12 protein-coding genes are annotated in these 15,190 nt (G+C 67.2%); 9 read left to right on the top strand and 3 right to left on the bottom strand.

Annotation, left to right across the window (positions count from 1 at the left end):
• Positions 1–4: 4 nt before the first annotated feature.
• The 8 genes from ilvG (at position 5) to leuB (ending at position 8,645) form a co-directional block, all read left to right on the top strand.
• Positions 5–1,741, top strand: a complete 1,737-nt coding sequence (ilvG, locus tag FQS62_RS18405; protein WP_088480528.1) for an acetolactate synthase 2 catalytic subunit — start codon at positions 5–7, stop codon at positions 1,739–1,741.
• On the top strand, positions 1,725–1,976 hold the full coding sequence (locus FQS62_RS18410) for an ACT domain-containing protein (RefSeq protein ID WP_049445555.1): 252 nt from the start codon (positions 1,725–1,727) through the stop codon (positions 1,974–1,976). Before ilvG ends, FQS62_RS18410 begins: the two co-directional genes overlap by 17 nt.
• A gap of 96 nt (positions 1,977–2,072) precedes the next feature.
• Positions 2,073–3,164, top strand: coding sequence for a threonine dehydratase (locus FQS62_RS18415; RefSeq protein WP_057500352.1), 1,092 nt, complete (start codon positions 2,073–2,075; stop codon positions 3,162–3,164).
• Positions 3,161–4,747: a 2-isopropylmalate synthase gene (locus FQS62_RS18420; protein ID WP_208043869.1), complete on the top strand. Its 1,587-nt coding sequence runs from the start codon at positions 3,161–3,163 to the stop codon at positions 4,745–4,747. The genes FQS62_RS18415 and FQS62_RS18420 overlap by 4 nt, the downstream gene beginning before the upstream one ends.
• 10 nt (positions 4,748–4,757) lie before the next feature.
• Complete coding sequence (locus tag FQS62_RS18425; RefSeq protein WP_057500351.1) at positions 4,758–5,537, top strand: class I SAM-dependent methyltransferase; 780 nt, start codon at positions 4,758–4,760, stop codon at positions 5,535–5,537.
• Positions 5,538–5,597: 60 nt separating this feature from the next.
• Positions 5,598–7,016, top strand: a complete 1,419-nt coding sequence (leuC, locus tag FQS62_RS18430; RefSeq protein ID WP_107380372.1) for a 3-isopropylmalate dehydratase large subunit — start codon at positions 5,598–5,600, stop codon at positions 7,014–7,016.
• On the top strand, positions 7,016–7,594 hold the full coding sequence (gene leuD, locus FQS62_RS18435; RefSeq protein WP_208043870.1) for a 3-isopropylmalate dehydratase small subunit: 579 nt from the start codon (positions 7,016–7,018) through the stop codon (positions 7,592–7,594). Before leuC ends, leuD begins: the two co-directional genes overlap by 1 nt.
• Complete coding sequence (gene leuB, locus FQS62_RS18440; protein WP_208043871.1) at positions 7,584–8,645, top strand: 3-isopropylmalate dehydrogenase; 1,062 nt, start codon at positions 7,584–7,586, stop codon at positions 8,643–8,645. The genes leuD and leuB overlap by 11 nt, the downstream gene beginning before the upstream one ends.
• Before the next feature lie 93 nt (positions 8,646–8,738).
• On the opposite strand, the gene FQS62_RS18445 is transcribed toward leuB, so the two are convergent.
• The gene (locus FQS62_RS18445) at positions 8,739–9,728 is read right to left on the bottom strand and encodes a hypothetical protein (protein WP_208043872.1); all 990 of its coding nucleotides are present in this window, start codon (positions 9,726–9,728) and stop codon (positions 8,739–8,741) included.
• A gap of 97 nt (positions 9,729–9,825) precedes the next feature.
• A complete protein-coding gene (locus FQS62_RS18450) occupies positions 9,826–10,599 on the bottom strand; it encodes an SDR family oxidoreductase (protein WP_088480523.1) in 774 nt (257 codons plus the stop codon).
• A 123-nt stretch (positions 10,600–10,722) separates the two neighbouring features.
• On the opposite strand from FQS62_RS18450, the gene FQS62_RS18455 reads away from it, so the two are divergent.
• Positions 10,723–11,628: a LysR family transcriptional regulator gene (locus FQS62_RS18455; protein WP_049445542.1), complete on the top strand. Its 906-nt coding sequence runs from the start codon at positions 10,723–10,725 to the stop codon at positions 11,626–11,628.
• Positions 11,629–12,027: 399 nt separating this feature from the next.
• Here the strand turns inward: FQS62_RS18455 and FQS62_RS18460 are convergent, their stop codons facing one another.
• Positions 12,028–15,189: an efflux RND transporter permease subunit gene (locus FQS62_RS18460; RefSeq protein ID WP_025874140.1), complete on the bottom strand. Its 3,162-nt coding sequence runs from the start codon at positions 15,187–15,189 to the stop codon at positions 12,028–12,030.
• Between the last annotated feature and the right edge of the window lies 1 nt (position 15,190).

Here is a 15,190-nt window from a genome sequence, read left to right on the forward strand (position 1 = left end):
CCCCATGAACTCTTCGACACATCGCAGCGCGCCGCCCAACGGCGCGCGCTGGCTGACCCAGGCGCTGGAAGCCGAAGGCGTCCGTACGCTGTTCGGCTATCCCGGTGGCACCATCATGCCGTTCTACGACGCGCTGGTGGATTCGTCGCTGAAGCACATCCTGGTACGCCATGAGCAGGGCGCGGCGCTGGCCGCCAATGGTTTCGCCCGCGCCAGCAACCAGGTGGGCGTCTGCGTGGCCACGTCCGGCCCGGGCGCCTCGAACCTGGTCACCGGCATTGCCGATGCGATGCTGGATTCGGTACCGATGGTCTGCATCACCGGCCAGGTCGGCACGCCGCTGCTGGGCACCGACGCCTTCCAGGAGCTGGATGTATTCGGCCTGACGATGCCGATCGTGAAGCACAGCTGGCTGGTGCGCAGCGTCGATGACCTGCCGCGCGTGGTGGCCGATGCGTTCCGCATCGCCCGCGAGGGCCGTCCCGGCCCGGTGCTGATCGACCTGCCCAAGGACGTGCAGCTGGCCGATGCCAGCCATCTGCCGGTGCATGTGCCCAGCAGTGTCGAACCGCCGCCGGCGCCGGCCGAGGCCACCATCGCCGAGGCCATCGCCGCACTGGCGGCGGCCGAGAAGCCGGTGGTCTACGCCGGTGGTGGCATCGCGCTGGGTGATGCCGTGCAGGACCTGCGCGACTTCGTCGAGGCCAGCGCCATCCCCACGGTGATGACACTGCGCGGGCTGGGTGCACTGCCGGCCAGTCATCCGCAGTCGCTGGGCATGCTGGGCATGCACGGCACCCGCGCAGCCAACATGGCGGTGCAGGAAAGCGACCTGCTGCTGGTGCTGGGTGCGCGTTTCGATGACCGCGCCACCGGCAAGCTGGCCGAGTTCGCGCCATTCGCCCGCGTCGTCCACATCGATGCGGACGCCTACGAGATCTCCAAGCTGCGCAGTGCCGACGTCGCCGTGCCTGGTAATGTCGGTCACGCCATCCGCGCCCTGCGTGCGGCCTTCCCCTCCCCCAAGGCCCACCAGGATGCATGGCGCAAACGCTGTGCGCAGCACCGCGATCGCTTCGCCGCCCGCTACGACGCACCGGGCCAGCACATCTACGCCCCGGCGCTGCTGAAGCGACTGAGCGAGCTGGCCCCGGCCGATGCGGTGATCGCCTGCGATGTCGGCCAGCACCAGATGTGGGTGGCCCAGCACTGCCGCTTCAACCACCCCCGCAACCACCTGACCAGTGGCGCGCTGGGCACCATGGGCTTCGGTCTGCCCGCCGCGATGGGTGCACAGTTTGCCTGCCCCGATCGCACCGTGGTGCTGGTGTCCGGCGACGGCAGCTTCATGATGAACGTGCAGGAGCTGGCGACCATCGCCCGCTGCCGCCTGCCGGTGAAGATCGTGCTGCTGGACAACAGTTCGCTGGGCATGGTGCGGCAGTGGCAGGAACTGTTCTTCGCCGAGCGTTACAGCGAGATCGACCTGTCCGACAACCCGGACTTCGTGGCACTGGCGCAGGTGTTCGGCATCGCCGCCACCCGCATCGACAACCGCGACGACGTGGAAGGCGGCCTGGCCGCGCTGCTGGCCGAACCGGGCCCGGCACTGCTGCACGTGGCCATCGATGCACGCGCCAACGTGTGGCCGCTGGTGCCGCCGAACACCGCCAACAGCACGATGCTGGAAAGCAACCCCGCCCATGCCCGCCAGGAGACCCCCAATGCAATACCGGCTTGACCTGGTGCTGCACCCGGCCGAAGGCGCGCTGCTGCGCGTGATCGGCATGGCCGAACGCCGTGGCTTTGCGCCGCGTGCGATCAGCGGCGCACCGGTGGCCGCCGACGATGGCCGCTGGCACCTGCAGCTGGTGGTGGACGGCCAGCGCCCAGCGGAAACGCTGTGCCGGCAGATCGAGAAGATCTACGACTGCGTGTCCGTGCAGGTCACCGCCGTGGAAGGAGTAGCCCCATGAACACCCGTACCGTAGCGACCACGGTGCCGGTACGGAGGCGTCTTCTTCGTCGCCCGTGCCCGCATGCGGCGGTCTTCCGCACCGCGCTGGTGGCCCATGCCGGCCGCTGATGCCAGCCAGGAAAGCGATGTCGGCGACGTAAGCGTCGCCGACGTTCTGGCGGCGCAGGCCCGCCTGCGCCGCTTCCTGCCGCCCACCCCACTGCACCATGCCGAACGCTTCGGTACCTGGCTGAAGCTGGAAAACCTGCAGCGCACCGGTTCCTACAAGGTACGCGGCGCATTGAATGCGCTGCTGGCCGGTCGCGAGCGCGGTGACACCCGGCCGGTGATCTGCGCCTCGGCCGGCAACCATGCGCAGGGCGTTGCGTGGGCGGCCTATCGCCTGGATGTGCCGGCCATCACCGTGATGCCGCACGGCGCACCGGCCACCAAGATCGCCGGCGTCGCTCACTGGGGCGCCACCGTGCGCCAGCATGGCAACAGTTACGATGAGGCCTACGCGTTCGCGGTCGAACTGGCGCAGCGCCACGGCTACCGTTTCCTGTCCGCGTTCGACGATGCCGATGTGATTGCCGGCCAGGGCACGGTCGGCATCGAGCTGGCCGCGCACGCGCCGGACGTGGTGATCGTGCCGATCGGTGGCGGTGGCCTGGCCTCCGGCGTTGCACTGGCACTGAAATCACAGGGCGTGCGCGTGGTCGGCGCGCAGGTGGAAGGCGTTGATTCGATGGCACGAGCGATCCGCGGTGACGTACGCGAGATCGCTCCCGTTGCCTCGCTGGCCGACGGCGTGCGGGTGAAGATTCCCGGCTTCCTGACCCGCCGCCTGTGCACCTCGCTGCTGGACGACGTGGTGATCGTGCGCGAAGCCGAGCTGCGCGAAACCCTGGTGCGGCTGGCACTGGAAGAACACATCATCGCCGAGGGCGCCGGTGCGTTGGCGCTGGCGGCAGGCCGCCGCGTTGCCGGCCGCCGCAAGTGCGCGGTGGTGTCCGGCGGGAATATCGATGCCGGTGTCCTGGCCGGCCTGCTCACCGACATCCGTCCGCGCCCGCCGCGCAAACCGCGGCGACGGCGCAGCGAAACCCCGCGCTCGCCCGCCAAGGCCAGCGCCACCGCTTCCCCCACCTCTTCCCCTTCCCCCCTGCAAGCCGTCGCACCCGCTGTCGAGGAGATTTCCCTGTGACCACCATCGAACGAATTACCACCCCGCGCATCCGCATCTTCGACACCACCCTGCGTGACGGCGAGCAGTCCCCCGGCTGCAGCATGAGCCCGCCGCAGAAGCTGGTGATGGCGCGTGCGCTGGACGAACTGGGCGTGGACATCATCGAGACCGGCTTCCCGGCCAGCTCGCAGTCCGACCGCGAGGCGATGGCACTGATCGGCCGCGAACTGCGCCGCCCGAGCCTGAGCCTGGCGGTGCTGTCGCGCTGCCTGCAGGCCGATATCGAAACCTCGGCACGTGCATTGGAAGCGGCCGCCAACCCGCGCCTGCACGTGTTCCTGTCCACCAGCCCGCTGCACCGTGAGCACAAGCTGCGGATGACCCGCGAGCAGGTGCTGGAATCGGTACGCAAGCATGTATCGCTGGCACGCTCGTACATCGACGATGTCGAATTCTCGGCCGAGGATGCCACCCGCACCGAGCTGGACTACCTGATCGAAGTCTCGCGCGTGGCCATTGCCGCCGGCGCCACCACCATCAACCTGCCCGACACCGTCGGCTTCACCACGCCGGAAGAAATCCGCGCGATGTTCCAGCAGGTCATCGCCGGCGTCGCCGACGTTCCGAACGCCGCCAATGTGATCTTCAGCGCGCACTGCCACAACGACCTGGGCCTGGCCGTGGCCAATTCGCTGGCCGCCATCGAAGGCGGCGCGCGCCAGGTCGAGTGCACCGTCAACGGCATCGGCGAGCGCGCCGGCAACTGTTCGCTGGAAGAGATCGCGATGGTGCTGAAGGTGCGCCAGGCCTTCTACGAGCAGGACAGTTCGATCAACACCCCGCGCATCGTGGGCACCTCGCAGCTGCTGCAGCGCCTGGTCGGCATGCCGGTACAGCGCAACAAGGCCATCGTCGGCGCCAATGCGTTCGCCCACGAATCGGGCATCCACCAGCACGGCATGCTGCGCCACCGTGGCACCTACGAGATCATGCGTCCGGAAGACGTGGGCTGGGAAGACTCGCAGATGGTGCTGGGCCGCCACAGTGGCCGCGCTGCCGTCGAAGCGCGCCTGCGCGCCCTGGGCTTCTGGCTGGAGGAGGACGAGCTGAAGCTGGTGTTCGAGCAGTTCAAGGGCCTGTGCGAGCAGCAGCGCGTGGTCACCGATGCCGACCTGCAGACACTGATGCAGGGCGGCTCCAACGCACAGGGCTACCGCCTGGCCTCGATGACCATCAGCGATGTCGGCAGCCGCGCCAATGCGCTGGTCGAACTGTCCGACCCGGACGGCAACCGCGTGGCCGAGACCGCGCAGGGCGACGGCCCGGTCGATGCGCTGTTCGGCGCGCTGTCGGCCGCCACCGGCGTGCAGCTGATGCTGGACAGCTACCACGTGCACAGCGTCGGCATCGGTGCCGATGCGCGCGGCGAAGCCAACCTGAGCGTGCGCCATGAAGGCGTGGAGTACGACGGCACCGGCACCAGCAAGGACATCATCGAAGCCTCCGCACTGGCCTGGCTGGATGTTGCCAACCGCCTGCTGCGCCAGCGCCAGGCTACCGCCCACAGCAGCACCGACGTTCCCACCCCTGCCACCGCCTGAGGAACCTGCCATGAGCGCCTTCGACACCCCCAGCCCGGCCAGCGCCGCTGGCCAGCAGTGGAACGCCCAGGACTATGCGATCGATGCCGGCTTCGTGCCCTTGCTCGGCGGCGCGGTAGCGCGCCTGCTCGACCCGCGCGTCGGTGAACGCATCCTCGATCTGGGCTGTGGCGATGGCGTACTCAGCACCGAACTGGCCCTGAGCGGTGCGCGCATCCACGGCGTGGATGCCTCGCCGGAGCTGGTGATCGCCGCCCGCGCGCGCGGTGTCGATGCCCAGGTGATGGACGGCCACGCACTGGCCTTCGACAGCGAGTTCGATGCGGTGTTCAGCAACGCGGCACTGCATTGGATGGGCACACCGGACCGCGTGCTGGAAGGCGTGCGCCGTGCGCTGCGCCCCGGTGGCCGCTTCGTCGCCGAGTTCGGCGGCCACGGCAACGTGGCCACGATCATCGCGGCGGTACAGGCTGCACGCGTGGCCCATGGCCACGGCGCCAGCGCCTTCCAGTGGTACTTCCCGACGGCCGATGCCTATGCTGACCGCCTGCGCCAGCATGGCTTCCACGTGCAGCTGATCGAGTGCACGCCGCGCCCAACCGCGCTGCCGACCGGCGTGGCCGGCTGGCTGCGGGTATTCGCCGCACCGCTGCTGGACGACCTGCCGGCCGAGGCACGCGCCACCGTGCGCGAAGCCGCCAGCGCGCTGCTGGCCGAGCTGCCGCGCAATGCCGCCGGCCAGCCACTGGCCGACTACGTGCGACTGCGCGTGCTCGCCCGCCGTCGCTGACTTGACCGTTCCGCTTTCTTTACTGATGTTCGCTATTTCGTACTTCTGCCAGGCATACGCATGACTTCCGCACCCCGCACCCTGTACGACAAACTCTGGGACGCCCACGTGGTGGTTCCCGAATCCGACAGCGCCCCCGCCGTGCTGTACATCGACCTGCACCTGATCCACGAGGTGACCTCGCCGCAGGCGTTCACCGAACTGCGCGAGCGCGGCCTGTCGCCGCGCCGCCCGGACCGCACCAAGGCGACGATGGACCACTCCACGCCGACCCTGCCGGCCGCCGCCGACGGCACGCTGCCTTACGCCAGCGCCGCCTCCGAAGCGCAGGTCGCCACCCTGGCACGCAACTGCGCCGAGCACGGCATCGAACTGTTCGACATGGCCTCGGACAACCGCGGCATCGTCCACGTGATCGCGCCGGAACAAGGCTTCACCCAGCCCGGCATGACCATCGTCTGCGGCGACAGCCACACCTCCACCCATGGTGCCTTCGGTTCACTGGCCTTCGGCATCGGCACCAGTGAAGTCGGCCACGTGCTGGCCACGCAGTGCCTGCTGCAGCGCAAGGCGAAGACGTTCGCGATCACCGTTGACGGCGCGCTGGCACCGGGCGTCGGCGCCAAGGATGTGGTCCTGCACATCATCGGCGTGATCGGCGTCAACGGCGGCACCGGCCACGTGATCGAATTCCGTGGCAGCACCATCGAAGCGATGGACATGGAACAGCGCATGACCCTGTGCAACATGTCGATCGAAGCGGGTGCGCGTGCCGGCATGGTGGCGCCGGACCAGGTCACCTTCGACTTCGTCGCCGCTACGCCGCGCGGGCCGAAGGGCGCCGACTTCGACGCCGCCGTGGCGCGCTGGCAGCAGCTGCGCAGCGATGAGGGCGCGCGTTTCGACAGCGAAGTGCACATCGACGCCGCCGACATCCGCCCGACCCTGACCTGGGGTACCCATCCGGGCACGGCTATCGCGGTGGATGCGCCGATTCCGGCGGCCAACGATGCCGCCGCACAGAAGGGCCTGGACTACATGCATTTCCAGGCCGGCAAGGCGCTGGCCGGAACGCCGGTGGACGTGGTGTTCGTCGGTTCGTGCACCAACGGCCGGCTGAGCGACATGCGCGAAGTGGCGCAGGTACTGCGCGGTCGTCGCGTCGCTGACCGGGTTCGCATGCTGGTGGTGCCGGGCTCGGAGATCGTCAAGCGCGAGGCCGAGGCCGAGGGTATCCATGAGATCGTGCGTGCGGCCGGAGCGGAGTGGCGCGAGCCGGGCTGCTCGATGTGCATTGCCATGAACGGCGATCTGGTCGCACCCGGACAGTTGGCCGTGAGCACCAGCAACCGCAACTTCGAAGGCCGCCAGGGTCCCGGTTCGCGCACGCTGCTGGCCTCGCCGATGAGCGCCGCGTGGGCCGCAGTGAATGGGCATGTCGCCGATACCCGCGAGCTGTTCGCACAGGAGGTGGCGTGATGGCCGGTTTCCGTACCCTGACCTCGTCCAGCGTGATGCTGGCGCAGACCAACATCGACACCGACCAGATCATTCCGGCGCGGTTCCTGTCCACCACCGAACGCGCTGGCCTGGGCCGCAACGCCTTCAATGACTGGCGCTGGCAGGCCGACGGTTCGCCGGTGGCCGACTTCGCCTTCAACCAGCCGCACAACGCCGGCCGCAGCATCCTGCTGGCGGGCCGCAACTTCGGCTGCGGCTCATCGCGCGAGCATGCACCGTGGGCCCTGACCGACCTTGGCCTGCGTGCCATCGTCAGCAGCGAGATCGCCGATATCTTCCGTGGCAACTCGCTGAAGAACGGCCTGCTGCCGATCGTTCTGGACGAAGCCGACGTGCAGGCGCTGATGCAGCGCCCGGACGACGAGCTGACCATCGACGTGGCCGCGCGCGAGCTGCGCACGCCTGACGGCCGCGTCTATTCCTTCCCGCTGGATGGCTTCTCGCAGACCTGCCTGCTGGAAGGTGTCGACCAGTTGGGGTATCTGTTGGGCCGTGTCCCTGAAATCGAACGTTACGAGAGTGAGCATGCACGCTGAAATCGTTGTCCTGCCCGGTGATGGCATCGGCCCGGAAGTCGCCGCCGCCGCAGTCGCCGTCCTGAAGGCCGTCGCCGAACGCTTCAACCACACCTTTACCTTCAGCGAGCACGACATCGGTGGCATCGCCATCGACCGCCATGGCGAGCCGCTGCCCGCCTCCACCCTGGCTGCCTGCCAGGCTGCCAACGCCGTACTGCTGGGCGCGGTTGGCGGCCCGAAGTGGTCCGACCCGAACGCCAAGGTGCGCCCGGAACAGGGCCTGCTGGCGATCCGCAAGGCGTTGGGCCTGTATGCGAACCTGCGTCCGGTGCGTACCCATGAGGCCGCGCTGCACGCGTCGCCGATCAAGGCCGAGCTGCTGCAGGGCGTGGACTTCGTGGTGGTACGCGAACTGACCGGTGGCATCTACTTCGGCGACAAGACCCGCGACGCCGACAGCGCCAGTGACCTGTGCCGCTACACCGTGGCCGAGATCGAACGCGTGCTGCGCAGCGCCTTCCGCCTGGCACAACAGCGCCGCGGCAAGGTCACTTCGGTGGACAAGGCCAACGTGCTGGAAACCTCGCGCCTGTGGCGTGACGTAGCTGCACGCATCGGTCGCGAAGAGTTCCCGGACGTGGCGCTGGAGCACCAGCTGGTCGACTCGATGGCCATGCACCTGCTGGCCAAGCCGCGCGATTACGACGTGATCGTGACCGAGAACATGTTCGGCGACATCCTCACCGATGAGGCCTCGATGCTGGCCGGCTCACTGGGCCTGCTGCCCTCGGCCTCGCTGGGCGAACCCGGTGCGGTCGGCATCTACGAACCGATCCACGGTTCGGCGCCGGACATCGCCGGCAAGGGCATCGCCAACCCCTACGCGACGATCTTCAGCGCGGCGATGCTGCTACGTCATTCGCTGGGACTGGAGGACGAAGCCGCAGCGGTGGAAGCGGCGGTGCACGCGGTGCTGGACGACGGCGTGTTCACCGCAGACCTGGCCGCCCGGGGTTCCGCCGTGAGCACCACGCAGGCGACCGACGCGGTACTGGCCAAGCTGGGGTGAGCCGCGCGGGTGCCGGAGCATATCCGGCACCCATTGCCTGTCCGACGCCGAACCCTATCCGGCCTGCTGTGGGCTGCCCAGCAAGAGATCAAGTCAGCGCGAAGGACCGCGCTCGTAGTCGCTGGCGCAACCGGCAACAACGCGGCCTTCGTCGGTGCGCATCACGATGTGTTGCGGGATCCAACTACCACCGCTGAACGCAACCGGTGGCAACAAGCGCTGCCAGGCATCCTTGCCCACCGCGTGCGAGGTATCCATGCCGGCCTTGGCAAGCACTGGCGCCACCGCAGTGCTACCGAGATCCACGCCAAAGAAGCCACCGAACGCCAGCGCAATCGTGTGCGTGGGAACGCCGTACGCTTGGACGGGCGCCTGCAAACCGATCAGCAGCAGATGCAGCTCTTCATCGTCGACGGTGTAGTTCACCTCGTTGACCGAACGGACATCCTGCGGCCATTCGAATTGCGGCTGTTCGGAAAGCCGCTGCCAGAACGCCTGCAACCGGCGCATGCTGCCTTCGTCGGCGCGGCAGTGAATGGCATCCTGCAGGTCCTGGACGTCAACAGCCGGCACCTGACGCACGGTTGCCTTGCCATCTTTCGTGAAAGGTTTGCATCCCAGTCGATGGCCATCACCCGCACTGCGCACAATGACCGACGCAGTGGGTGCCGACCATAGCTCGAACGGCTCACGCAGCGTGCTCGACTGCAGGTGCAGGCCATAGGCAGCGATGACGCGCTCGCGCTGTGCACCGTCAAGCGCAATCGAGAAGCCGAAGGGGTCGGCAACGACCTGCCGCGCATCAATACCGTGGACCGTCATCGGCTGTGGCAGTGTGATGACAGTCATCCGGTGATCGTCATCCGCCCCTTTCTCCTCGAAACGCCAGTCGCGCAGTTCCGCAGTGCGTTCGGCGACGTCGGCATAGCGTGCCGCGCGCAGGCGGCTGACGACGCGCTGCTGAAGATCCGGGCCTGCGCTGCATTCAAGCACCTCGCGCAGATCATTCTGGAACAGCACTGCATCTGTCTCTGCGGTCTGCGCACGGGCGCTCCCGCTGCAGGCAGTCAGCAGCAGCGCCAAAGCGCAGGTCGTGCGGAAAAACATGGCAGGCGCTCCGGCCCTGGAACAGCGCACGATTGTGCCTGCATGCCTTCCGCAGCGTCGAGCCCGCGCGACGTTACTTGGTGGTGTAACCGCCATTGACCAGGATGGTCTGCCCGGTCATCCACCAGCCATCGGTGACCAGGAAGCGGATCCACGGCACGATGTCGGCGATGTCGGTCAGGCCGGTGCGGGTGAAAGGCGACAGTGCCGCAGCCGTCTTGTGATACGCCTGCGCGTCGGCACTCTCGGCCGGATAGAAGAACGGCGTGTCCATTGGACCGGGGCCAATCGCGGTCACAGAGATGCCGCGCTCACCGAACTCCTTCGACGCCGCACGGGTGAAATGCTCGACCGGGGCCTTGGTTCCGGCGTAGCTGGAGTAGAACGGCGTGAACGCACCCAGCAGCGAGGTGACCAGGGTGCAGATCCGGCCGCCGTCGTTGACGTGACGTCCCGCCTCCTTGAGGAAGAAGAACGCGGCCTTGGCGTTGACTGCGCTCATCTCGTCGTACTCCGCTTCGCTGATGTCCAGCAGCGGCTTCTTCAATACCTTGCCGACTGTATTGATGGCGATGTCGGGACGGCCGACTGCGGCCACGGCATCGGCGAACAAGCGCTCCATCGCTGCGGCCGACGTCAGGTCGCCCTGCAAGGCCACCGCCTTGCTGCCGGCGGCCTGCACGTCGGCGACGGTCGCCTCTGCATCAGCTTGGGTGGCGGCGCTGTTGTAGTGGATGACGATGGCTTTGGCGCCTTGGCTGGCGAAGTCGCGGGCGATCAGTCCGCCCAGGTTCTTGGCGCCACCGGCGATCAGTACGGTCTTGCCCTTGAGGGAATGGTCGGTCATGGCCTCGATCTCGGTCTCGGAAGGGGGCTGCCCGGGGTGGCAACCCTGCCCTGACGACGATATCGTGCAGAAAATGCGGATAAAGCCCGCCACATTGACTTAACTTTCCAGAACCAGCGAACAATGGACCGGATCGATCGCTTCCGCATCTTCACCCGGGTCGTGGAGTGCGCCAGCTTCACCCGCGCCGCCGACCAGCTCGGCCTGCCCCGCTCCACCGTCTCGGCAGCCATTGCGGAGCTGGAGCAGCGGCTCGGCACCCGCCTGCTGCAGCGCTCGACCCGACGAGTGTCCACTACCCACGACGGCGACGTGTTCCATGCCCGCTGCCTGCGCCTGATCGCCGAGGTTGAGGACGCCGAAACGCTGTTCCGCCAGGACGACGCGCAGCCGATGGGCCTGCTGAAGATCGACGTGCCCAGCCGCATCGGCCGTCGCATCATCGCTCCGGCGCTGCCCGGGTTCTTCGCGCAGTATCCGCAGGTGGAAGTGGACCTGGGCATGACCGACCGCGCAGTGAACCTGATCGAAGACGGCTGCGATGCCGTGCTGCGGGTCGGCCAGCTGGGTGACTCCAGCCTGGTGGCGCGCACACTGGGCAAGCTCGACTTCGTCAACGTTGCCGCGCCGGCCTACCTGCGCGGGCACGGCGTGCCACAGCATCCCGCCGACCTGCAGCAGCACCGCGCAGTGAACTATGCGTCGCCGACCACGGCGCGGGTGGAACCGTGGGAGTGGCAGGACGGCGGCCAGCTGCGCACGCTGCCGATGCCCGGCTGGGTGCGGGTGAACAGCGCCGAGGCGTCGATCGCGTGCTGCGTGGCGGGGTTGGGGCTGCTGCAGATTCCGCGCTACGACGTGCAGGCCGAACTGCAATCAGGCGCATTGGTGGAGGTGATGCCGCAGTACGTGGCGCAGCCCTTGCCGGTGACTCTGTTGCAACCGCATCGCCAACACCGTGCGCTGCGCGTGCAGGTGTTCATTGAATGGCTGCTGCCGGTGCTGCGGATCGGCCTGCAGCTGCAGTAGATCCACGCCATGCGTGGATGCCTCTGTAGAGTCGAGCCATGCTCGACTCATCCCGTCATCGCGCGAAGAGCAGCCGAGCATGGCTCGGCTCTACAGAAAGCAGATCCCGCGAGCAGATCAGTCCGCGCCCTGCGTGGATGCGTTCCGCAGTGCCAACCAAGGCTGGCACCTACCTGGTCAACGACCGGCTGCAGTAGATCCACGCCATGCGTGGATGCCTCTGTAGAGTCGAGCCATGCTCGGCTCATCCCATCATCGCGCGAAGAGCAGCCGAGCATGGCTCGGCTCTACAGAAAGCAGATCCCGCGAGCAGATCAGTCCACGCCACGCGTGGATGCATGCTTCAGTGCCGACCAAGGTCGGCACCTGCCAGGGGCCGAAGCCGCAGAACCCGGGGCATCACGCCCCGGATTCATCCGGCTTGACCCGGAACCACGCCGCGTACAGCGCCGGCAGGAACACCAGCGTCAGTACCGTGCCCACGATCAAACCGCCCATGATCGAAATCGCCATCGACCCATAGAACGCACTGCGCGACAGTGGGATCATCGCCAGCACCGCCGCCAGCGCGGTCAGCACGATCGGGCGGAAACGCCGCACCGTCGCATCGATGATCGAATGCCAGCGGTCATGCCCGGCATCGATGTCCTGCTGGATCTGGTCGATCAGGATCACCGAGTTGCGCATGATCATGCCCGCCAGCGCGATGGTGCCCAGCAGCGCCACGAAGCCGAACGGCGCGCGGAACAGCAACAGGAACAGCGTCGCGCCGATGATGCCCAGCGGAGCGGTCACCAGCACCATCGCCGCACGCGAGAAGCTGCGCAGCTGCAGCATCAGCAACGTGGCCACCACGATCAGGAACAGCGGCATGCCGGCCTTGATCGAGTTCTGCCCGCGAGCCGAATCCTCCACCGAGCCGCCGGTCTCCAGCAGGTAGCCGCTGGGCAGGTCTGCACGGATGCCATCCAGGGTCGGCACGATCTGCTGCACCACGTCCAGCGGCTGCATGCCATCGCTGATGTCGGCACGCACGGTCACCGTCGGCAGACGGTTGCGGTGCCAGATGATGCCGTCCTCGAAGGCGTATTCCAGCCGCGCGACCTGCGACAGTGTCACCGCGGTGCCGCTGCTGGTCGGAATCGCCAGGCTGCCGAGCAGGTCCAGCTGCGCTCGCTCGTTGTCCGGGCCACGCAGCAGCATCTCGATCTGGCGGTTGCCTTCGCGATAGGTGCTCACGCTCATGCCCGACAACGAGCTGCTGAGGAACTGGCTGACCTGCGCACTGCTGACGCCCAGCGCGCGGGCGCGGTCCTGGTCGATCACCAGCCGTACCACCTTGCTTGGCTCGCTCCAGTCCAGGTTCACGTTCATCACGTGCGGGTTCTCGCGCACCTTGGCCTCGACCTGGCGCGCGATCGCCTGCACCTGTGCGATGTGCTCGCCGGACACGCGCATCTGCACCGGATAACCGACCGGCGGCCCGTTCTCCAGGCGCGTCACCCGCATCTGCACATCCGGGAACTGACTGATCACGTCCTTCAGCATCCAGTCGCGGGTCGATTCGCGGGCCTTGGCGTCTTCGGTGAGCACCACGAACTGGGCGAAGTTGGTGGCCGGCAGCTGCTGGTCCAGCGGCAGGTAGAAGCGCGGCGAACCGGTGCCGACGTAGGCCACGTAGTTGCTGATGCCTTCGCGCCCCTTCAGCAGCTTCTCCAGCTTGTCGGCCTGTGCCTGGGTCGCGGCCAGCGACGCACCTTCGGCCAGCTCGATGTCCACCATCAGTTCCGGGCGGGTCGAGTCGGGGAAGAACTGCTGTGGCACGAAGCGGAACAGCATCAACGAACCGATGAACAGTGCAATGGTCGCAGCGATCACCCACCAGCGATGGCGCAGGCAGGTATCCAGGAACGCCCGGAAGCGCGTGTAGAACGGCCGCTGGTACGGATCATGATCGTGCGCATGCTCCTTCGGTGCGATCCAGCGCGCGAGTGAAGGATGCCGGTCGGCCCACTGCAGGCGCTTGGCGCGCCAGCGGCCGGCCAGGCTGTCCGGCTTCGGCAGCTGCGGGTTGAACAGGTCCGGCAGCATCTTGTCACCCAGGTACGGGATGAACAGCACTGCCGCGATCCACGACACCACCAGCGCGATGGTCACCACTTGGAACAGCGAACGGGTGTACTCACCCGTGCTGGATGCCGCCGTGGCGATGGGCAGGAAGCCAGCGGCAGTGATCAGGGTACCGGTCAACATCGGGAAGGCGGTGGATTCCCAGGCGAAACTGGCCGCGCGCAGGCGGTCGTAGCCCTGCTCCATCTTGGTGGCCATCATCTCCACCGCGATGATCGCATCGTCCACCAGCAGGCCCAGTGCCAGCACCAGTGCACCCAGCGAAATCTTGTGCAGGCCGATATCGAAGTAGTGCATGACGAAGAAGGTCATCGCCAGCACCAGCGGGATGGTCACGCCCACCACCAGGCCGGTACGCAGGCCCAGCGAGAAGAAGCTGACCAGCAGCACGATCACCACCGCTTCGGTGAGCACCTGCACGAACTCGCCCACCGACTCTTCCACCGCATGCGGCTGGTCGGACACCTTGCGCAGCTGCATGCCGGCCGGCAGGGTCTTCTGCAGGCGCTCGAACTCGGCATCCAGGGTGGCACCGAGCTTGAGGATGTCTCCGCCGTCCTTCATCGCCACCGCCAGGCCGATCGCATCCTGGCCCATGAAGCGCATCTTCGGCGAGGCCGGATCGGCAAAGCCACGCTTGACCTCGGCGATGTCGCCCAGATGCAACGTGCGTTCGCCGGCCTGGATCGGGAATTTGCGGATGTCCTCGATCGAATCGAACTGACCGGTCACGCGCAGCTGCACGCGGTCGGTCGGGGTTTCGAAGAAGCTGGTGGCGCTGACCGCGTTCTGGTCGGCCAGCGCCTGCTGCACCTGTTGCAGCGATACGCCCAGCGTGGCCAGCTTGGTGTTGGACAGCTCGATCCACACCTTCTCGTCCTGCAGGCCGACCAGGTCGATCTTGCCGACGTCGGGCACGCGCTGCAGCTCCAGCTGGATGCGGTCGGCATAGTCGCGCATCACCGCGTAGTCGAAGCCTTCGCCGGTCAACGCGTAGATGTTGCCGAAGGTGTCGCCGAACTCATCGTTGTAGAAGGGCCCGACGATCTCCCTCGGCAGCGTCGCGCGGATATCGCCCACGCGCTTGCGCACCTGGTACCACAGGTCCGGGATCTGCTTGGAGCGCAGGCTGTCGCGCGCCATGAAGATCACCTGCGATTCGCCCGGCCGCGAGTACGAACGGATGAATTCGTACTCGCCGGTGTTCATCAACGCTTTTTCGATCGGCTCGGTCACCTGCCGCGAGACCTGCTCGGCGGTGGCGCCCGGCCACATCGTGCGTACCACCATCGCCTTGAAGGTGAAGGGCGGATCTTCGGACTGGCCCAGGTGCTTGTACGACCAGGCACCGATGACGGCGAACGCCAGCATCGCGAACAACACCAGCGCACGGTTGCCCAGCGCCCATTCGGAGAGATTGAAGCGGCGCACG

The sequence above is a fragment of the Stenotrophomonas sp. SBJS02 genome (assembly GCF_020428325.2).
In the GTDB taxonomy this organism is placed as follows: domain Bacteria; phylum Pseudomonadota; class Gammaproteobacteria; order Xanthomonadales; family Xanthomonadaceae; genus Stenotrophomonas; species Stenotrophomonas africana.

Coding starts and splice junctions, on each gene's coding strand:
- FQS62_RS18425 (WP_057500351.1), top strand. CDS start 4,758: ATGAGCGCCTTCGACACCCCCAGCCCGGCCAGCGCCGCTGGCCAGCAG.
- FQS62_RS18410 (WP_049445555.1), top strand. CDS start 1,725: ATGCAATACCGGCTTGACCTGGTGCTGCACCCGGCCGAAGGCGCGCTG.
- FQS62_RS18450 (WP_088480523.1), bottom strand. CDS start 10,599: ATGACCGACCATTCCCTCAAGGGCAAGACCGTACTGATCGCCGGTGGC.
- leuC (WP_107380372.1), top strand. CDS start 5,598: ATGACTTCCGCACCCCGCACCCTGTACGACAAACTCTGGGACGCCCAC.
- FQS62_RS18455 (WP_049445542.1), top strand. CDS start 10,723: ATGGACCGGATCGATCGCTTCCGCATCTTCACCCGGGTCGTGGAGTGC.
- FQS62_RS18415 (WP_057500352.1), top strand. CDS start 2,073: ATGCCGGCCGCTGATGCCAGCCAGGAAAGCGATGTCGGCGACGTAAGC.
- leuB (WP_208043871.1), top strand. CDS start 7,584: ATGCACGCTGAAATCGTTGTCCTGCCCGGTGATGGCATCGGCCCGGAA.
- leuD (WP_208043870.1), top strand. CDS start 7,016: ATGGCCGGTTTCCGTACCCTGACCTCGTCCAGCGTGATGCTGGCGCAG.
- ilvG (WP_088480528.1), top strand. CDS start 5: ATGAACTCTTCGACACATCGCAGCGCGCCGCCCAACGGCGCGCGCTGG.